The sequence below is a fragment of the Janthinobacterium sp. GW823-FHT06H09 genome (assembly GCF_058794735.1).
In genome coordinates this window covers 140,215-157,363 of record NZ_JBXAHC010000013.1, presented here as the reverse complement: position 1 = coordinate 157,363, position 17,149 = coordinate 140,215, and the positions used below count along the sequence as shown (strand labels likewise).

At 62.5% G+C, this 17,149-nt stretch carries 17 protein-coding genes and 1 tRNA gene; 13 read left to right on the top strand and 5 right to left on the bottom strand.

The genetic code is table 11. The features are described from left to right. Positions 1–13: 13 nt before the first annotated feature. The gene (mutM, locus tag AC1Q6X_RS21950) at positions 14–850 is read right to left on the bottom strand and encodes a bifunctional DNA-formamidopyrimidine glycosylase/DNA-(apurinic or apyrimidinic site) lyase (protein WP_492498386.1); all 837 of its coding nucleotides are present in this window, start codon (positions 848–850) and stop codon (positions 14–16) included. 167 nt (positions 851–1,017) lie between these two features. On the opposite strand from mutM, the gene AC1Q6X_RS21945 reads away from it, so the two are divergent. The 7 genes from AC1Q6X_RS21945 (at position 1,018) to pth (ending at position 7,132) form a co-directional block, all read left to right on the top strand. Beyond that, positions 1,018–2,808, top strand: coding sequence for a tetratricopeptide repeat protein (locus AC1Q6X_RS21945; RefSeq protein ID WP_492498385.1), 1,791 nt, complete (start codon positions 1,018–1,020; stop codon positions 2,806–2,808). A 61-nt stretch (positions 2,809–2,869) separates the two neighbouring features. After that, complete coding sequence (locus AC1Q6X_RS21940; protein ID WP_492498384.1) at positions 2,870–3,520, top strand: outer membrane lipoprotein LolB; 651 nt, start codon at positions 2,870–2,872, stop codon at positions 3,518–3,520. Further along, entirely contained in the window at positions 3,517–4,401 is an 885-nt protein-coding gene (gene ispE / locus AC1Q6X_RS21935) for a 4-(cytidine 5'-diphospho)-2-C-methyl-D-erythritol kinase (RefSeq protein WP_070312513.1), read from the top strand. Before AC1Q6X_RS21940 ends, ispE begins: the two co-directional genes overlap by 4 nt. A 78-nt stretch (positions 4,402–4,479) precedes the next feature. Next, positions 4,480–4,556: transfer RNA gene (locus AC1Q6X_RS21930), tRNA-Gln, on the top strand. Between the two features lie 150 nt (positions 4,557–4,706). Further along, a complete protein-coding gene (locus AC1Q6X_RS21925) occupies positions 4,707–5,657 on the top strand; it encodes a ribose-phosphate pyrophosphokinase (RefSeq protein WP_034753270.1) in 951 nt (316 codons plus the stop codon). A gap of 166 nt (positions 5,658–5,823) precedes the next feature. Continuing rightward, complete coding sequence (locus AC1Q6X_RS21920; protein ID WP_070221672.1) at positions 5,824–6,432, top strand: 50S ribosomal protein L25/general stress protein Ctc; 609 nt, start codon at positions 5,824–5,826, stop codon at positions 6,430–6,432. Positions 6,433–6,547: 115 nt separating this feature from the next. Further along, positions 6,548–7,132 carry an aminoacyl-tRNA hydrolase gene (gene pth, locus AC1Q6X_RS21915; RefSeq protein ID WP_034753275.1) on the top strand — a complete coding sequence of 195 codons (585 nt, stop codon included), beginning with the start codon at positions 6,548–6,550 and terminating at the stop codon, positions 7,130–7,132. Here pth and AC1Q6X_RS21910 read toward each other — a convergent pair whose 3' ends face one another. Continuing rightward, a complete protein-coding gene (locus tag AC1Q6X_RS21910) occupies positions 7,133–8,230 on the bottom strand; it encodes a serine hydrolase domain-containing protein (protein WP_070221671.1) in 1,098 nt (365 codons plus the stop codon). 118 nt (positions 8,231–8,348) lie between these two features. On the opposite strand from AC1Q6X_RS21910, the gene AC1Q6X_RS21905 reads away from it, so the two are divergent. The 3 genes from AC1Q6X_RS21905 (at position 8,349) to ychF (ending at position 10,400) form a co-directional block, all read left to right on the top strand. After that, positions 8,349–8,924, top strand: coding sequence for a hypothetical protein (locus AC1Q6X_RS21905; RefSeq protein WP_070221670.1), 576 nt, complete (start codon positions 8,349–8,351; stop codon positions 8,922–8,924). Then, positions 8,924–9,157, top strand: coding sequence for a helix-turn-helix domain-containing protein (locus tag AC1Q6X_RS21900; RefSeq protein WP_070221669.1), 234 nt, complete (start codon positions 8,924–8,926; stop codon positions 9,155–9,157). The genes AC1Q6X_RS21905 and AC1Q6X_RS21900 overlap by 1 nt, the downstream gene beginning before the upstream one ends. A 151-nt stretch (positions 9,158–9,308) precedes the next feature. Beyond that, on the top strand, positions 9,309–10,400 hold the full coding sequence (gene ychF / locus AC1Q6X_RS21895) for a redox-regulated ATPase YchF (protein WP_071325626.1): 1,092 nt from the start codon (positions 9,309–9,311) through the stop codon (positions 10,398–10,400). 105 nt (positions 10,401–10,505) lie between these two features. Here ychF and AC1Q6X_RS21890 read toward each other — a convergent pair whose 3' ends face one another. Both AC1Q6X_RS21890 and AC1Q6X_RS21885 read right to left on the bottom strand, forming a co-directional pair. Continuing rightward, positions 10,506–11,357, bottom strand: coding sequence for a MipA/OmpV family protein (locus AC1Q6X_RS21890; protein ID WP_492498383.1), 852 nt, complete (start codon positions 11,355–11,357; stop codon positions 10,506–10,508). Continuing rightward, the gene (locus AC1Q6X_RS21885) at positions 11,339–11,731 is read right to left on the bottom strand and encodes a hypothetical protein (protein ID WP_492498382.1); all 393 of its coding nucleotides are present in this window, start codon (positions 11,729–11,731) and stop codon (positions 11,339–11,341) included. The genes AC1Q6X_RS21890 and AC1Q6X_RS21885 overlap by 19 nt, the downstream gene beginning before the upstream one ends. Before the next feature lie 133 nt (positions 11,732–11,864). Here AC1Q6X_RS21885 and AC1Q6X_RS21880 point away from each other — a divergent pair, with 133 nt between their 5' ends. The 3 genes from AC1Q6X_RS21880 (at position 11,865) to AC1Q6X_RS21870 (ending at position 15,133) form a co-directional block, all read left to right on the top strand. Continuing rightward, complete coding sequence (locus AC1Q6X_RS21880; protein ID WP_070221658.1) at positions 11,865–12,959, top strand: type II asparaginase; 1,095 nt, start codon at positions 11,865–11,867, stop codon at positions 12,957–12,959. Between the two features lie 130 nt (positions 12,960–13,089). After that, positions 13,090–13,941 (top strand): MOSC domain-containing protein, encoded by an 852-nt coding sequence (locus tag AC1Q6X_RS21875; protein ID WP_492498381.1) that lies wholly within the window; start codon positions 13,090–13,092, stop codon positions 13,939–13,941. A 34-nt stretch (positions 13,942–13,975) separates the two neighbouring features. Next, a complete protein-coding gene (locus AC1Q6X_RS21870; RefSeq protein WP_070221656.1) occupies positions 13,976–15,133 on the top strand; it encodes a GGDEF domain-containing protein in 1,158 nt (385 codons plus the stop codon). A gap of 14 nt (positions 15,134–15,147) precedes the next feature. Here the strand turns inward: AC1Q6X_RS21870 and AC1Q6X_RS21865 are convergent, their stop codons facing one another. Continuing rightward, entirely contained in the window at positions 15,148–17,127 is a 1,980-nt protein-coding gene (locus AC1Q6X_RS21865; RefSeq protein WP_492498380.1) for a cation:proton antiporter domain-containing protein, read from the bottom strand. Between the last annotated feature and the right edge of the window lie 22 nt (positions 17,128–17,149).

Below are 17,149 nucleotides of genomic sequence, written 5' to 3'. Positions count from 1 at the left end.
TCTGTGAGTGTGCTTACTTTTGACAATTCACGCAGTAAAACGTGGAACGCTGTCCCTGCACGATTTGCCGGATCGGCGCGCCGCAGACGCGGCAGGGCTTGCCCGCGCGGTTGTACGTGAAATACGTCTGCTGGAAGTAGCCAGACTGGCCGTTTACGCCGATGAAGTCGCGCAGGGTGCTGCCGCCTTGCACGATGGCTTCGGCCAGCACGTCGCGGATCGCCTGCGCCAGTTTCTCGTAGCGGGCCAGGCCGATGCGCCGGGCCGGCGTCTTCGGGTTGATCCCCGCGCGGAACAGGCTTTCGGAACAATAGATATTGCCCACGCCGACGACGATGTCGCCCGCCATCAGCACCTGCTTGATGTTGGTGGCCTTGTTGCGCGTTTTCTCGAACAGCAGCTGGCCCGTGAAGCCGCCTTCGAGCGGCTCCGTGCCCAGCCCGCGCAGCAGCGCGTGGCCGTCCAGCGGGCCGTCGGCCTCGTCGTGCCACAGCACGGCGCCGAAGCGGCGCGGGTCCGTCATGCGCAGCACCTGGCTGCCGCCGTCCGCGTCCTCCACGACGAGGTCGAAATGGTCGTGCTTTTGCGCCTGCGTCCCCGTCGGCAGCACGCGCAAATGGCCGGACATGCCCAGGTGGATGATCAGGGTGCCGTGGCGGAAGTGGATCAGCAGGTATTTGCCGCGCCGCCCCGTCAGGCCGATGGTTTGCCCCGACAATTGTTCGCCCAGGGCAGGAGGGAAGGGCCAGCGCAGGCCGTCGCGGCGCAGCACGACGGAGCGCACGGCGCGCCCTTCGAGATGGGGCGCGACACCGCGCCGTGTGACTTCGACTTCTGGCAATTCTGGCATAGAGCTCGAATGGTTGAAAACCGGGTAAAAAACAGGCGGCTTGCCGGCCGAGGGCTGGCTCTGGCAGGCTACGCCGCCACGACGCATATATTTCGTTACATACGTGAAGTACGCGATAGCCGCGTTGGGCGTAGAATCAAACTTTGCCGTTTAGCCAGGATCAGCCTTTGAAAAACGCTTTCGCCATTGTAACCTTGTCCGCCCTGATGGCCACGCATGCCATGGCACAGACGCCTGTCGCCCCCGCCGATGCCGCGGCCAGCCCCCCTGCGTCTGCTCCCGCCGCACCGCAGGAGCCGGACGCCACCTCCAAGGAGGGGCCCGCCGGCGACGAGCTGCCGAAGGTCGAATTGAGCAGCGACTTGCTGTACAAGCTGACCAAGGCCGAGATGGAATTCAAGAGCGGCCAGTGGCAGGGACCGTACGTGACGATGATGGTGGCGGCGCAGCAGACGCGCGATCCGCGCCTGGCGCGCCGCGCTTCCGAAATGGCGCTGGCCGCCAAGCAGGGCAGCGAGGCGCTGGCGGCCATCCGCCTGTGGCGCGAACTGGCGCCAGACTCGGACGAGGCGACGCAGTTCTTCCTCGGCTTTGTCGTGTTGACGGACAAGATCGAAGAAGCGGAACCGATTTTCGCCGAACGCCTGGCCAATGCGCCGCAAGGCGCACGGGGTGTGGCCCTGTTCCAGATGCAGCAGATTTTGTCGCGCTCGAATGACAAGCTGTATGCCTATTCGATGGTGACGCGCCTGGTGCAGCCTTACCTGGACATGTTCGAAGCGCACCTGGTGCTGGCGCAGGGCGCCCTGTCGATCGGCGAGCGTGACCGTGCCATCGGCGAAGCGAACAAGGCGCTGGCGATCAAGCCAAACTCCGAGCTGGCCGTGCTGACCCTGGCGCAAGTGACGGGCGAACCCGAGGCGGCGGGCAAGGTGCTGGCCGCTTTCCTGCAAAAGAATCCGGATGCCGTCGAAGTGCGCGGCGCATACGCGCGCCTGCTGGTCGAACAGAAGCAGCTGGAACCGGCGCGCGAGCAGTTCCTGCTGCTGTTGAAAAGCGCTCCCGATAACGTGGGCGCCCTGTATGCGCTCGGCATCGTGGCGCTGCAGCTGGAAGACACCAAGGGCGCGGAGCAGTACTTCAAGCGCTTCCTGGCCGTGCTCGAAAAATCTCCCGGCGACACGCGCGATCCGTTCAAGGCCCTGATGATACTGTCGCAGATCGCCGAGACGCGCGGCGACACGGCGGGCGCCATCGCCTGGCTGGACAAGGTCGACAACAGCGCATCAAGCGGCTATGTCGAGGCGCGCTTGCGCCGCGCCCAACTGATCGCCCGCAGCGGCAATCTCGATGCGGCGCGCAAGGCGTTGACGGAAATCGAAACGGACGATCCGGCAAGCCAGGCGCAGGTGCTGCTGGTCGACGCGCAATTCCTGCGCGACGCCGGCTATGTGCAAAGCGCCTACACGGTGCTGGAAAACGCCTTGCTGCGCTTTCCCGACAATCCGGAGCTGCTGTACGACTACGCCTTGCTGGCCGAGCGCATGGACAAATTCGAGCGGATGGAGGCCAGCCTGCGCCGCGTGATGGCGCTGGCGCCGGACAACCAGCACGCGTACAACGCGCTCGGTTATTCGCTGGCCGAACGGGGCCTGCGCCTCGAGGAAGCCCATGCGCTGATCGAAAAAGCCTTGCAGATGGCGCCGGGCGACCCGTTCATCATGGACAGCATGGGCTGGGTGCAATTCCGCATGGGTAACCTGGCCGCCGCGGAAAACGCGCTGCGCCGCGCCTATGCCGTGCGCAGCGATCCGGAAATCGCCGTCCACCTGGGCGAAGTGCTGTGGCAAAAGGGCGACAAGGCCGAAGCGCAAAAACTGTGGCGCGAGGCGCAAGGCAAGGACCCGAAAAACGAGGCGCTGAAAAGCACCTTGGCGCGCCTGAATGTCAGTTTGTGATTGAATCGATTATCTCAACTATAAAAAACCAGCGCCATGGCGCTGGTTTTTCCTTGTACCCATGTTAAAAAAACTGCTTCCCCTCACACTCGTCTGCCTGTCACTCTCGGCCTGCTCGACCCTGAGTTCCCCATTCTCGTCAGGCGCCGCGCCATCCGCCAACACCGTCGCGCCCTACCGCGAACAGGTGGAGCTGACGGGCCGCCTGAACGTCGTGTACCAGAAAGATGACAAGCCCGAATCGGCCACCGTCAATTTCAACTGGCAGCAGACGGCGCAGCGCACGGACGTGACCCTGTATTCGCCCGTCGGCAGCACGCTGGCGACGATTGCCGTCACGCCGCGCGAGGCCGTGCTGACGCAAAGCGGCAAGGCGCCGCGCAGCGCGCCCGATGTCGACACCCTGAGCGCGCAGATGCTGGGCTGGTCCTTGCCCGTGTCGGGCTTGCGCGACTGGCTGCAAGGGCATGCAGTGGGCGCCGACGGCAAGCGCTTCGTCGCTTCGCCGGCCAACGACAGTGTGACGACGAAAGACGGCTGGCGCTTGCGCTATGTGTCGTGGCAAGAAGTAGGGCAAAATGCGGCCGACAAGACACCGGGCGCCTTGCCCCAACCGCGGCGTATCGATGCCGAACGCAATGCCAGCGCGCAGGCCGATGCCGTGTCGCTGCGCATCGTCCTCGATCCCGCCCCATCCGCACCAGCACCATGACATTGACAACCCTGAATAACTGCCCGGCTCCCGCCAAGCTGAACCTCTTTTTGCACGTCAACGGCCGCCGCGCCGATGGCTACCATCTGCTGCAGACAGTGTTCCAGTTGCTCGACCATGGTGACACCCTGCACTTCGCGCTGCGCGACGACACGGCGATTGTCCGCGTGACGGAGCTGGCCGGCGTGCCGCAAGAGCAGGACTTGATCATCCGAGCCGCCAGGCTCCTGCAGGCGGAAGTACTGCGCCGCACGGGCGCCTTGCCGCGCGGCGTCGATATCGCCATCGACAAGGTGCTGCCCATGGGCGGCGGCTTGGGTGGCGGCTCGTCCGACGCGGCCACGGCGCTGATGGCGCTCAATCGCCTGTGGCAGGCCGGTTTGACGCGCGAGGAATTGATGGCACTGGGTTTGCCGCTGGGCGCCGATATCCCGTTTTTCATCTTTGGCGAAAACGCCTTTGCCGAAGGCGTGGGCGAAGCCTTGCAGCCCGTCGCCACGCCCGCATGCTGGTATGTGGTGATCGAGCCGGGCGTGCAAGTGCCGACCGCCGCAATTTTTTGCGCGGAAGGCTTGACGAGAAATACCGAACCCGTCACAATAGCGGACTTTTCCAGGTACCTCGCAGAAGGAAACGATGCGGGCGGGTTTGGAAAGAATGATTTACAGCAAGTAGCATGCAGTCTTTTCAAGCCGGTAGCAGATGCGGTAGAATGGCTGGGTGCTTACGGTGAGGCCAGGATGACTGGCTCCGGTGCTTGTGTATTTAGTGCGTTTGGCAGTCAGGAAGAAGCGGATGCGGTGCTCAGCAATGTGCCACCAGTCTGGGTCGCCTGGAAGGCAAAAGCGCTGAATTGCCACCCGATGCTCACCATGTTGTAGAGAGCAAAAAAAGATTTTGCTTAGCGTCAAATAGTCGGTATAATACTGGCCAACATGACGGCAAGCAGTCAGTAGCGTAGGGGAATCGCCAAGCTGGTTAAGGCACTGGATTTTGATTCCAGCATGCGAAGGTTCGAATCCTTCTTCCCCTGCCACCATTTCACCGTAGTCTGTCGATGCGAAGTTGGCGTCCAGTACGGGAAAAAGCAGGTGTGCCGCCACGCGGCATATTCTAAACAATGACTGACCGGGCCTATGCCCGGTTAGTGCTTTTCAAGACTTCTTTATCACCTCTTGGGACTCCCATGGCTTACGAAAACCTGATGGTTTTTACCGGCAACGCGAATCCAGCGTTGGCAGAGGGGGTCGCAAAAAACCTCGGCATTCCTCTCGGTAAAGCAAACGTTTCGAAATTCTCCGACGGCGAAGTAATGGTCGAGATTAACGAAAACGTACGCGGCAAGGATGTTTTTGTTTTGCAATCCACCTGTGCTCCAACCAACGACAGCCTGATGGAAATCATGCTGATGGTTGATGCCTTGAAACGTGCTTCCGCTGGCCGCATCACCGCCGCGATTCCTTACTTCGGCTACGCCCGTCAAGACCGCCGTCCACGCTCCGCGCGTGTGGCGATTTCGGCCAAGGTGGTGGCGAACATGCTGGAAGAAGCCGGTGTCGAGCGCGTCCTGATCATGGACTTGCACGCTGACCAGATTCAAGGTTTCTTCGATATCCCAGTCGACAATATTTACGCTTCGCCAATTTTGCTGGGCGACCTGCAAAAGAAAAACTACCAGGATCTGCTGGTGGTGTCGCCGGACGTCGGCGGTGTGGTCCGTGCGCGCGCCCTGGCAAAACGCCTGGGCTGCGACCTGGCCATCATCGACAAGCGTCGTCCAAAAGCGAACGTGTCCGAAGTGATGAACATCATCGGTGAAGTCGAAGGCCGCAACTGCGTGATCATGGATGACATGGTCGACACGGCAGGCACCTTGACCAAGGCTGCCGAAGTGCTCAAAGAGCGCGGCGCGAAAAAAGTCGTGGCGTATTGCACGCACGCGGTGCTGTCGGGCCCGGCGATCGACCGTATTTCGGCCTCGCCGCTCGATGAGCTGGTCGTGACCGACACGATCCCCCTGTCCGAAGCGGCCCTGGCCTGCGGCAAGATCCGTCAATTGACGTGCGCGCCGCTGCTGGCCGAGACGTTCAAACGCATCATCAAGGGTGACTCCGTCATCTCGCTGTTCATCGATTAATTCGGCAAGAGCAGCAACAGACGTAATGCCTGCGGCGCGACCGGCTTTTGCCTGTTGCGCCGCAGTGTTTTAGTTTTCGGGGTGTTTTGCACCCATTTTCGAGGATTCCTGGTCGCGGGAGTCCTCATAACACAAGGCGCAAGCCTTGTTCTTCTTGGAGTTTCACATGAAAGTTATCGCATTTAAACGCGAATTGCAAGGTTCCGGAGCGAGCCGCCGCCTGCGCATTTCCGGCCAAACCCCTGGTATCGTCTACGGTGGCGCTGAAGCCCCGGTGCTGATCTCGCTGGATCACAACGCTCTGTACCACGCGTTGAAAAAAGAAGTGTTCCACTCGTCGATCCTGGATCTGGAAATCGACGGCGTTTCCCAGCAAGTTCTGTTGCGCGACTTCCAAGTCCACGCATACAAACAACTGGTTCTGCACGCTGACTTCCAGCGCGTTGACGCTAAGCAAGCTATCCACGTAAAAGTGGCGCTGCACTTCGTAAACGCTGACGTTTCCCCAGCAGTCAAACTGCACGGCGCGACCATCAGCCACGTAGCCAACGAAATCGAAGTTTCGTGCCTGCCAGGCCAACTGCCAGAATTCATCAACGTTGACCTGTCGAACATCGACGTCGGTCACTCGCTGCACGTTGGCGACCTGGTCCTGCCAGCTGGCGTGACCGCTGTCACCCACGGCGCCAACCTGACCATCGCTACCGCTTCGGTACCGGCTGGCCACGTTGCTGCTGAAGCCGAAGCCGCTGCTGCTGAAGCCGACAAGAAGTAATTTTGCCGCCGCAGCAATGCGGTAGTGGCAAGGAAAAACCCGCCAGGTTCGCCGCGCGGGTTTTTTTCTGCCTGTTTTCACCGATAATGCTTTCTTTTACATTGCAGACACAGCCATGCCCATACGCCTGATCGTCGGCCTCGGCAACCCGGGACCCGAATACGAACAAACCCGCCACAATGCCGGCTTCTGGCTGGTGGACAATCTTGCCAACAGCCTGCCCGGCACGCGCCTGCAGCGCGATTCGCGCTACAACGCCATGCTGGCGAAAACGTCGATTGGCGGCAACGAAGTCTGGCTGCTCGAACCGCTGACCTTCATGAACCGCTCGGGCCAGTCCGTGGGCGCGCTGGCGCGCTTTTTCAAGATTGCCGCCGATGAAGTGCTCGTCGTGCACGACGAACTCGATTTGATGCCCGGCATTGCGCGCCTGAAAAAGGGCGGCTCGGCCGGCGGCCACAATGGCTTGAAAGACATCACGGCCGCGCTGGGCACGCAGGATTACTGGCGCTTGCGCCTGGGCATCGGCCACCCGCGCACCCTGAGCCTGCAGCAGCAGGTGGCCGACTTCGTGCTGCACCGCCCGCGCCGCGAAGACCAGGAGCTGATCGAGCAGGCGATCGACAAATCCCTGCAGGTCATGCCGCAGATCGTCGAGGGCAAGTTCGAGGCGGCGACGATGAAGCTGCACACCGCGTAATTATTTTCCCGCCTTGCCGAAGCCGGCCATGATGGTTTTCGCCATCTGCTGCTGGCTGGCCTGGGCGCTGCTGCCGTCGCCCGCGTTGGCGGCGATCAGCAGGCCGTCGCCGCTGCCGGGCGCCAGCGCGATCAGCGCGTGCCAGTAGCCGTTCGAGCCCAGGTGGGTGAGTACACGCTGCGGCGCCTGGGGCGGGAAGTGCATCACGCCCCAGCCCAAGGCCGCATGCGTGTCGCCCTGCGCCGTGTGCAGCAAGACATACGTTTCCTGTTTCAGCAGCCTACCCTTGCCCTGTTCGCCATGCAGTTGATCGAGCGCAAACTTTGCCCAGTCTTGCATGCTCAGGTGAATTTCCCCATCGGGCGCCATCATCAGCGGATTGCTGGCCATCAAGCCGGCGATCGGCTTGTTTTCCTTGTGGCCCAGATTCTGTCCGCGCACCGTGAAACCGAAGGCGGCCCGCATGCCCAGAGGGCCGAACACTTCCGCCTGCATCAATTCCTCGTACGTTTTGCCCGTGACACGCTCGGCGATGGCGGCGGCGATCATGGCGCCGCTGTTCGAGTAATGCGATTCGCCGCGCGGCGCGGCCACGGGCGCGTCGGCCAGCGCGCGCTGCGCGTACTCCTGGCGCAGCAGCGGCAAGGGGCGCGTGTCCGCGTAGGTGGAATCGATCCACGCTTCATCGGGATTGGGCGGCAGGCCGGCGCGGTGCGACAGCAGATCCATCAGATTGACGTCGCGGTATTCGGCGCGCATGCCGGCACTCAGCGCGGGCAGCATGGTTGACAGCGGCGCATCCCACGACAGCACGCCCCGTTCCACCAGCCGCGCGATCAGGGTCACCGTCATGGCCTTGCCGTTGGAGCCGATATTCCACACGTCATCGGCGCGCACGGCATCGTTGCCGTCATTGGCCCGTACGCCAGCCTGCGCCTGTGCCTCGATCTTGCCGTCGCGAATGACAAGCATCGCCATGGCCGGTACGCTCTTGTCGGCCAGCGCCTGCTGCAGCATGGCGTTCAAGTCATGGGCGCGGGCGGCGCCGCTCAGCAGCAAGGTGGTGCTGCAAACGAGTGCGGCAAGCAGGGTTTTCATGGAGTCTCCAGTCGATAGGGTGAGGTGAACATGTTAAAATGGTCGTAAAACATGATTTAATTATTGTTTTACGATAATTTATTCTAACCACACTTGACACTTTCGTATACTTTTAAAGATGAAAAAAAATCCAACGGGACCGGCGGCGCTGAGCCGGCGCGTGCGCTACGGCGTTTCGGGATTCTTTGTGCTGTACCTGCTGCTGACGGTGCTGGGCTGGCTGGCGCCTGCGCCGGCCGCGCAAGGCAGCCTGGGCGGCGCAGGCATGTATGAACTGTTGCTGCAATTGCAGAGCCAGCCATTCGCGCGCCTGGCAGCCATGCCCCTGTGGCAGCGGGGGCTGGGTCTGGCGCTGGCCTTGCCGGCTTTGTGCGTGCTGGCCGATGCCGTGCGCCAGCTGGCCCTGGTCTTGCGCCAGTTCGAGCAGGGCGTGTTTTTTACGCCGCAGGTGGCGCGCCACTTTCGCCGCTTCGCCGGCGGCTTGCTGCTGGGAACGGTGCTGACTTTGCTGGAACCCACCGTGCGCGGAATGCTGTTTGGCTTGCTGGAAGAGGGAACGCGCCAGTTGCGCCTGGTTATCGACATCACGGGCGGCGACCTGTGGACCTTGCTGCTGTGCTCGATTTTCTTTGCGCTGGCGCAAATCCTGCATGAAGGCCAGCGCCTGGCCGATGAAAACAGCGGGTTCATCTGATGGGCATCGTCGTGCGCCTCGATCTGGTACTGGCCAGGAAAAAAGTGAAATCCAAGGAACTGGCTGCCTTTATCGGAATCACGGAGCAGAACCTGTCCCTTTTAAAATCGGGCAAGGTGCGCGGCGTGCGTTTCGATACCTTGTCGAAAATTTGCGAGATGCTCGAATGCCAGCCCGGCGACATCCTGGAATTCGATGCGTCGCAGGCGGATGACGGGGATGGCGACAGTTAAGGTCGCCAGGGCGGTTTTTTTGAAGAGTAGGGTGCATAGAGGTACAATTGACCCTTAGAGCATGAATACAGCAAGATTATCCAGAAAACGCCCGCAACGGCCGTTTTGCACCAGCCGCTTGCCGGCAATATTGATTATTTAAAGGTTTTCCATGAGTCTCCAATGCGGTATCGTCGGCTTGCCGAACGTCGGCAAGTCCACCCTGTTCAATGCACTGACGAAAGCCGGCATCCCGGCTGAAAACTATCCGTTCTGCACCATCGAGCCGAACGTCGGCGTCGTCGAAGTGCCGGATCCGCGCATGGATGCGCTGGCCGCCATCGTCAAGCCGGAACGCATGGTCAACGCCATCGTGGAATTCGTCGACATCGCCGGCCTCGTGGCCGGTGCATCGAAGGGCGAGGGCCTGGGCAACCAGTTCCTGTCGCACATCCGCGAAACGGACGCCATCGTCAACGTCGTGCGCTGCTTCGAAGACGACAACGTCATCCACGTGGCCGGCAAGATCAACCCGCTCGACGATATCGAAGTCATCCAGACCGAACTGGCGCTGGCCGACATGGGTACCGTGGAAAAAGCTATCCACCGCGAAAACAAGAAAGCCCGCTCGGGCGACAAGGATGCGGCCAAGCTGCTGGCCATCATGGAACGCATGATGCCGTACCTGAACGACGCGAAACCCGTGCGCGCCATGGGCCTGGACGCCGACGAAATGGAACTGATCAAGCCTTTGTGCCTGATCACGGCCAAGCCGGCCATGTTCGTCGCCAACGTGTCCGACACGGGCTTTACCAACAATCCGCTGCTGGACCAGCTGACGGCGTATGCGCAATCGCAAAACGCCCCCATCGTCGCCATCTGCGCGGCGCTGGAAGCGGAAATCGCCGACCTGGACGACGCCGACAAGGGCGCCTTCCTGGCCGACATGGGCATGGAAGAGCCGGGCCTGGACCGCCTGATCCGCGCCGGCTACAAGCTGCTGGGTCTGCAAACCTACTTCACGGCGGGCGTGAAGGAAGTGCGCGCCTGGACCATCCCCGTGGGCGCCACTGCGCCACAGGCGGCCGGCGTGATCCACACCGACTTCGAACGCGGCTTCATCCGCGCGCAAACCATCGCCTATGACGACTTCATCGCCTACAAGGGCGAAGCGGGCGCCAAGGAAGCGGGCAAGATGCGCGCCGAAGGCAAGGAATACGTGGTCAAGGACGGCGACGTGCTGAACTTCCTGTTCAACGTCTAATCCCTGCGCCGGTCCCATACGGGGCGACAACGAACCCTGCAAGTCATTGATTTGCAGGGTTTTTTATTGCCCGGATGGCCAGCATGTCTGCCATCGGCTGGTTCTCTAATCGTCGTGGCCCCGTGTCAGGCTCTCCGAGCGCTGCCACGTCCACATCAGGCCGATGCCGGCCGAGGTGCCGCTGTTCTGGCGCAGCAGGGGGCTGGCGCGGTTGGCGGCGCCCGTGTAATTGTCGTAGCGTAAAAAGGCAAAGGCGCGCCAGTCCCGCTGTAGCCGGTAGGAGCCGCCCAGGCCCAGACGGGTGAGCATCAGTCCGCTTTTGGCCGCATACGCGGGGCGCCCATCGGTGGCAAACGCGGGGCTGACGCCATACAAGTAATCGTTGATGGCGGCATTGCCCAGCACGGCGCCGACGCTGGCATCGACATGCCATGCCTGCCGCTCGCCTTGCAGCGCGTACACGAGGCGCGGTTCGAACGTGGCGCCCTGGCGGCGCAGGCCGCCGCGCGCTTCGATGACGGCGCGCAAGGGTAGTTCCAGGCCAAGGCGGCTGTGCTGCGTCGGCTCGGCCAGCTTGATTTTCAGGCGCGGGCCAAATTCCACCAAGGTGCCCAGGTCGGGCATGCCGCGCCGGGCCGGCACGTCGCTGGAGCGGGCCGGCAAGGACAGGGCAAAACCGATATCGAAGTCGAGGCGATCCGTATCGAGCAGGCGCGCGCCCACGCCGGAACGGTCGGCGCGCAATACTTTCCCGCGATAAATCAGATAGGGCAGGACCAGGCTGCGCGTCGAGCGTTCGCTGGCGCCAGGATAGGCGGGCGTGACGGCCGTGCCGCCGAAGACGCCCGCTTCCCATAGGGGGAGCGCCGGCTCGGCTGCGCACGCGGACGCCATGCCGGTAAAGAGGGTGGATGCTGCCGCCAAGGTGCGCGCGACGTTCATGGGGGAACTGGGCAAGGTTTGCCGGCCTGTAGCGATTCCAGCGCCTTGTCGCTGAGGGCGCTCGATGTACGGGCCTGCTTTGCCAGCGCGATAGCCTGGCGGAAATGAAATGCGGCCGCATCGTAGCGGCAGGCGGCGCTGGCGGCGCGTCCCGCTTCGTGGTGCAGCCGCGCCTGCCAAGCTGCATCGCCATGGCCCAGTTCGGCATTCTCGGCCGCGGCCGCGTAGCTGCGCATGGCTTGCGCCCAGTCGCCCTGGCCAGCGGCTTCACGTCCCCACTGCTCCTGCTGCGCCGCCGTGCGCAGTTCGACCTGCGTGGAGCAGGCGCCCAGCGCCATCAGGACGAACGGCAGGACGAGGCAAGAGCGGAAGGACGGGAGTGTGGACATGGCGCCACTGTAGCGCATGGGAAGGCGCGCACGTTTGCGCTGAACGCGTCAATCGGGGCTTTTTTGTAGCACTGATGACATATAATTTGCACACGACTTTGTTATCTTTGACACATCACCGAACAGGAGCACCATGTTTTCACGCAAATTCCATTCTTGTGCACAGCTGATGCTGGCCACCTTGCTGATGGGCTTTGTTGCCGCGTCCCCCGCACGCGCGCAGCAGGCGGCCGTCAAATTGCCGAATGTGGTGATCCTGGCCACGGGCGGCACCATCGCCGGCAGCGGCGCCGACAGCACCACCACCGTCGGCTACACCTCGGCCACCGTGGGCGTCGAGCGCCTGATCGCGGCCGTGCCGGAATTGAAGAAAGTGGCGAATGTGAAAGGCGAGCAAGTGTTCCAGATCGCCAGCGAAAGCATGGGCAACAGCCACTGGCTGGCCCTGGCCAAGCGCATCAACGTGCTGCTGGCCTCGAACGATGTCGATGGCGTGGTCGTCACGCACGGCACCGACACCATCGAGGAAACGGCGTATTTCCTGAACCTGACCGTGAAAAGCCACAAGCCGGTCGTGGTGGTGGGCGCCATGCGTCCCTCGACCGCCATCTCGGCTGACGGCCCCATCAATCTGTACAACGCCGTGTTGCTGGCCGGCAGCAAGGAAGCCGTGGGCAAGGGCGTGCTGGTGGCCTTGAACGACCAGATCAACGCGGCGCGTGAAGTGACCAAGACGAACACGTCCACCACCGACACTTTCAAGTCGCCGGAACTGGGCATGCTCGGCTACATCCAGGGCAGCAAGCCTTTCTTCTATCGCCAGTCGACGCGCAAGCACACCCTGGAATCGGAATTTGACATCAGCAAGCTCGACGCTTTGCCCCAAGTGGACATCGTCTACGGCTATGCCAACATGAACCGTGTCGGCATGGACGCCTTCATTGCCGCCGGCGCCAAGGGCATCATCCACGCGGGCGTGGGCGATGGCAGCGTGGCCGCGCAAATGAAGCCGGCCCTGGTGGAAGCGCGCCAGAAGGGCGTGCTGATCGTGCGTTCGAGCCGCGTCGGCCAGGGCATCGTGGCGCGCAATGGCGAAGCCAACGACGATGAACTCGACAGTGTCGTATCCGACACCCTGAACCCGCAAAAAGCCCGCATCCTGCTGATGCTGGCCTTGACCAAAACCAACAGCACGCAAGAAATCCAGCGTATTTTCTACACGTATTGATCATGACCGCGCCAGATTCAGCCTCATTGGCTGAATCTGGCTGATTTACGCTTGCCCGCTTTGCTGCCATACTTCGCTTCTGAATAATTTCCTGGCAGAAGCAGCAACACTGTTCCTTCTCCCCCTGTCCATGGCTATCCTGTCCGACATCATCCTGTATCCGATCAAATCGTGCGCCGGCATCCATTTGCGCGAGGCGGTCCTGACGCGCTCAGGGCTGATGAGCGAGCACGTGTTCGACCGCGAATGGATGGTGGTGGACGAGCAAGGCCGCTTCCTGACCCAGCGCGAACATCCGCGCATGGCGCTGATCGTGCCATCCATCAAGGCCAGCACGCTGGAATTGCGCGCGCCGGGCATGCTGCGCCTGGAAATCGAGCTGGGCTTGCCGCATCCGCAACTGGCACCGATGCTGGAGGTGCAGGTGTGGGACGATACCGTGCGCGCCTACGATTGCGACGAGGTGACGGCGACATGGTTTTCCCAGGCCATCGGCGTGCCGTGCCGCCTCGCGCGCTTTCACCCGGACGTGGTGCGCGCCACGAGCACCAAATGGACGGATGGCGTGGCCGCCTCGACGATGTTTGCCGACGGCTACCCGGTGCTGATCGCGGGTGCCGCCTCGCTGGCCGATGTCAACGACAAGCTGCGCGCCGTCGGCCGTGAACCGCTGCCGATGAACCGCTTCCGGCCCAACCTCGTCATCGGCGATATCGGCGCCTTCGAGGAAGACTACGCCGCGTTCCTGCAATTGGGCGCGACGACCTTGAAACCCGTCAAGCCGTGTTCGCGCTGCCCGATCCCGTCGGTGGACCAGGCCACGGGCGTGCCCGGCCCGGATCCGCTCGACGTCATGCATGGCTATCGCGCCAAGCCCGAACTCGACGGCGCCATCTGCTTCGGCATGAACGCCATCGTCACCGAAGGCGGCGATGAGCGTATCGTGGTGGGGCAGGACATCGGTTTCGAACTGGCATTTTAAGCATGGCGCCCGTACACAAGGGTTTAAGGTTTCTATGAATCAAGCAATACCGCCGGACCCGCGCATTGCCAGCCTCGAAGCCGAAAACCAGGCCTTGCGCGCGCGCATGGCTTTCCTGCTGGAACAGGTCGAGCGCAACCACGACATCATGTGCCGCCACCAGGCGTTCGACCTGGAAATCGTCAGCGCGTCCACGTTTCCCGAGTTGATCGGCACCATTTTCCGCACCTTGCCCGTGATTTCCGACCTCGACGGCGTCACCTTGAGCCTGCTCGACGAGGATGACGATATCGTGCTGGTGATGGAAAAGCTGGGCGTCGATTTCAGCGCCTTCCCGCAGTTGCTGTTCGTGCATGCCGTGGCGGAGCTGGGGTTTACGTCGCCGGTGCCGGCGGCCGAGGGCGAAGCGGCCTTGCCGCCATCGCCGTTGCTCGGTGCCTTCGACGCGGCCGTGCATGGCCCGCGTTTTCCGCAGATAGCATCTCTGCGCAGCGTGGCGCTGGTGCCCTTGTTGCGCAACAAGCGCCTGATCGGCAGCCTGAACCTGGCCAGCAGCGACGTGACGCGCTTTACGCCCGCGCTGGGCACGGATTTCATCAAGCACATGGCGTCCATCATCGCCATTTGCCTGGAAAACGTGATCAGCAATGAAATGCTCAAATACATCGGCTTGACCGATTCCCTGACGGGCGTCTACAACCGCCGCTATATCGACCGCCGCCTGCTGGAAGAAATCGCCCGTGCGCGGCGCCAGAATTATTGCATCTCATGCATGTATATCGATATCGACCATTTCAAGCTGTTCAATGACAAGCATGGCCACCAGGGCGGCGATGAAGTGCTGCGCGAAGTGGCTACGCGCATCCGCACGGAATTGCGCCGCTCCGATGCACTGGGCCGCTTCGGCGGCGAAGAATTCGTCGTGCTGCTGATCGACGCCGACCTCGACAGCGCCACGTTTGTTGCCGAACGCATCCGCGCCAGCATCGCCGGCACCATGTTCGACTTGCCGGGCAGCGCGCAAGCGTGGGTCAGCGTGTCGATCGGCGTGGCCAGCCTTGAAGCGGACGCGGCGCTGCTCCCGATCGAAACGGTGGCGCAGCAACTGGTGGCGCACGCCGACCAGGCCCTGTACCAGGCCAAGGCCGATGGCCGCAACAAGGTCGTCAGCTGGCAGCCGCAGAGCAGCTGAGCAAGATCGGCTGATTATTTCAATAGCAAGGTTTCCGCCTTGGCCACGGCGTCGGCCGTGCCGCGCAGCACCACCACGTCGCCGCTGGCCAGCTGCGTTTCGGGGCTGACATCGAGGCTGCCGCGGCCGCGGCGGATGGCCGTCACAAACGCGCCGCAGCCGGCCACGTCGATCGCACTCAAGGGCAAGTCCACGCAGTGCGCGCCTTCGCTGACGGTGACCGTATGCAGGCGCTCCAGTTCGGCATCGTCGCCCGCGTCGCTGGAACCGTGGAAGTAGCCCCGCAGGGACGCATAGCGCTCCTCGCGCGCCGCCTGCACCCGGTGCACCACGCGGCGCAGGGGCACGCCCATCATGATGAGCGCGTGCGAAGCGAGCATCAGGCTGCCTTCCATCAATTCCGGCACGACTTCGGCCGCACCCGCCTTCTTCAACTGGTCGAGGTCGGTATCGTCGTGGCTGCGCACGATGACGGGCAAGGTCGGCGCCATTTCTTTGAGTAAATGTAATAACTTCAGTGCCGAGGGGGTATTCGCATACGTGATCACCACGGCGCTGGCCCGGTAGATGCCGGCCGCCACCAGGCTTTCACGCCGGCCCGCGTCGCCATACGAGACGTGGGCGCCGGCCAGCTGCGCTTCCTGCACCCGTTCCGGGTCCAGGTCCAGCGCGTGGTATTCGATCTTTTCCTCCGCCAGCAGGGTGGCCAGGCTTTGCCCGCTGCGCCCGAAGCCGGCGATCAGCACGTGTTTCTGCGAAGCCATCGTGCGCGTGGCGATCTTCGTCAGGGCCAGCGATTGCATCATCCAGTCGTTGGCGGCCAATTTCATGACGATGGCGTCCGACTTGGCGATGAGGAAGGGCGCCACCAGCATCGACAGCACCATCGAGGCCAGCACCACCTGCACGACGAACGGGTCCATCAGCTTGATGCCGCCGGCCAGATTCAGCAGCACGAAGCCGAACTCGCCCGCCTGCGCCAGCGCCAGGCCCGTGCGCAATGACACGCCCGTCGATGAGCCGAACAGCCGGGCCAGGCCCGCGATCAGGGTGAATTTCAGCAGCACGGGGCCGCACAGCAAGAGCAGGACGAGCCACCAGTTATCGAGCACCACGCGGATATTGAGCAGCATGCCGACGGTGATGAAGAACAGGCCCAGCAGCACGTCGCGGAACGGTTTGATATCCTCTTCCACCTGGTGCTTGAATTCCGTTTCGGAAATGAGCATGCCGGCCACAAACGCCCCCAGGGCCAGCGACAGCCCGGCGCGCTCCGTGATCCAGGCCGCGCCCAGCGTGATCAGCAGCAGGTTGAGCATGAACAATTCCTGCGAGCGGCGCTTGGCGACGATGGTCAGCCAGCCGCGCACCATCTTCTGGCCGAGGAACAGCAGCAAGATCAGCACGACCAGGGCCTTGCCTCCGGCCCAGGCCAGGGTTTCGGCCAGGTTGTCCGAATCGCGCGTGAGGGCGGGAATCAGGATCAGCAGGGGCACGACGGCCAGGTCCTGGAACAGCAGGATGCCGATGATCTTGCGGCCGTGTTCGCTTTCGAGTTCCAGCCGCTCCGTGAGCATTTTCGAGACGATGGCCGTCGACGACATGGCCAGCGCGCCGCCCAGGGCGAACGCGGCTTGCCAGCTCAGGTGGATGTAGGCGGACAGGTAGCGCCCGACGAACCAGCCGAAGACGACGGTGGCGATGATGGTGGTGACCACCTGCGCCATGCCGAGGCCGAAAACGATGCGCCGCATGGCGAGGAACTTGGGCAAAGAAAACTCGAGCCCGATGGAAAACATCAGGAAGACGACGCCGAACTCGGCCAGGGTATGGCTGGCCTCGTTTTCCGCCGCCAGGCCCAGCGCATGGGGGCCGATAACGATGCCAACGGCCAGATAGCCGAGCATGGGCGGCAAATGCAACATTCTGAAAGCGACCACGCCCAGCACGGCGCTGCCGAGTAACATCAGGGTCAGTTCAAGCGAGGAAAACATGGGTTGCCCGGTGCGGTCAATG

What these genes read in the sequence shown, in the direction of transcription:
- AC1Q6X_RS21940 (WP_492498384.1), top strand. Translation starts at nt 2,870, where the DNA reads ATGTTAAAAAAACTGCTTCCCCTCACACTCGTCTGCCTGTCACTCTCG.
- AC1Q6X_RS21865 (WP_492498380.1), bottom strand. Translation starts at nt 17,127, where the DNA reads ATGTTTTCCTCGCTTGAACTGACCCTGATGTTACTCGGCAGCGCCGTG.
- AC1Q6X_RS21920 (WP_070221672.1), top strand. Translation starts at nt 5,824, where the DNA reads ATGAAAGTTATCGCATTTAAACGCGAATTGCAAGGTTCCGGAGCGAGC.
- AC1Q6X_RS21910 (WP_070221671.1), bottom strand. Translation starts at nt 8,230, where the DNA reads ATGAAAACCCTGCTTGCCGCACTCGTTTGCAGCACCACCTTGCTGCTG.
- AC1Q6X_RS21925 (WP_034753270.1), top strand. Translation starts at nt 4,707, where the DNA reads ATGGCTTACGAAAACCTGATGGTTTTTACCGGCAACGCGAATCCAGCG.
- pth (WP_034753275.1), top strand. Translation starts at nt 6,548, where the DNA reads ATGCCCATACGCCTGATCGTCGGCCTCGGCAACCCGGGACCCGAATAC.
- AC1Q6X_RS21905 (WP_070221670.1), top strand. Translation starts at nt 8,349, where the DNA reads ATGAAAAAAAATCCAACGGGACCGGCGGCGCTGAGCCGGCGCGTGCGC.
- AC1Q6X_RS21870 (WP_070221656.1), top strand. Translation starts at nt 13,976, where the DNA reads ATGAATCAAGCAATACCGCCGGACCCGCGCATTGCCAGCCTCGAAGCC.
- AC1Q6X_RS21900 (WP_070221669.1), top strand. Translation starts at nt 8,924, where the DNA reads ATGGGCATCGTCGTGCGCCTCGATCTGGTACTGGCCAGGAAAAAAGTG.
- ispE (WP_070312513.1), top strand. Translation starts at nt 3,517, where the DNA reads ATGACATTGACAACCCTGAATAACTGCCCGGCTCCCGCCAAGCTGAAC.
- ychF (WP_071325626.1), top strand. Translation starts at nt 9,309, where the DNA reads ATGAGTCTCCAATGCGGTATCGTCGGCTTGCCGAACGTCGGCAAGTCC.
- AC1Q6X_RS21875 (WP_492498381.1), top strand. Translation starts at nt 13,090, where the DNA reads ATGGCTATCCTGTCCGACATCATCCTGTATCCGATCAAATCGTGCGCC.
- mutM (WP_492498386.1), bottom strand. Translation starts at nt 850, where the DNA reads ATGCCAGAATTGCCAGAAGTCGAAGTCACACGGCGCGGTGTCGCGCCC.
- AC1Q6X_RS21880 (WP_070221658.1), top strand. Translation starts at nt 11,865, where the DNA reads ATGTTTTCACGCAAATTCCATTCTTGTGCACAGCTGATGCTGGCCACC.
- AC1Q6X_RS21885 (WP_492498382.1), bottom strand. Translation starts at nt 11,731, where the DNA reads ATGTCCACACTCCCGTCCTTCCGCTCTTGCCTCGTCCTGCCGTTCGTC.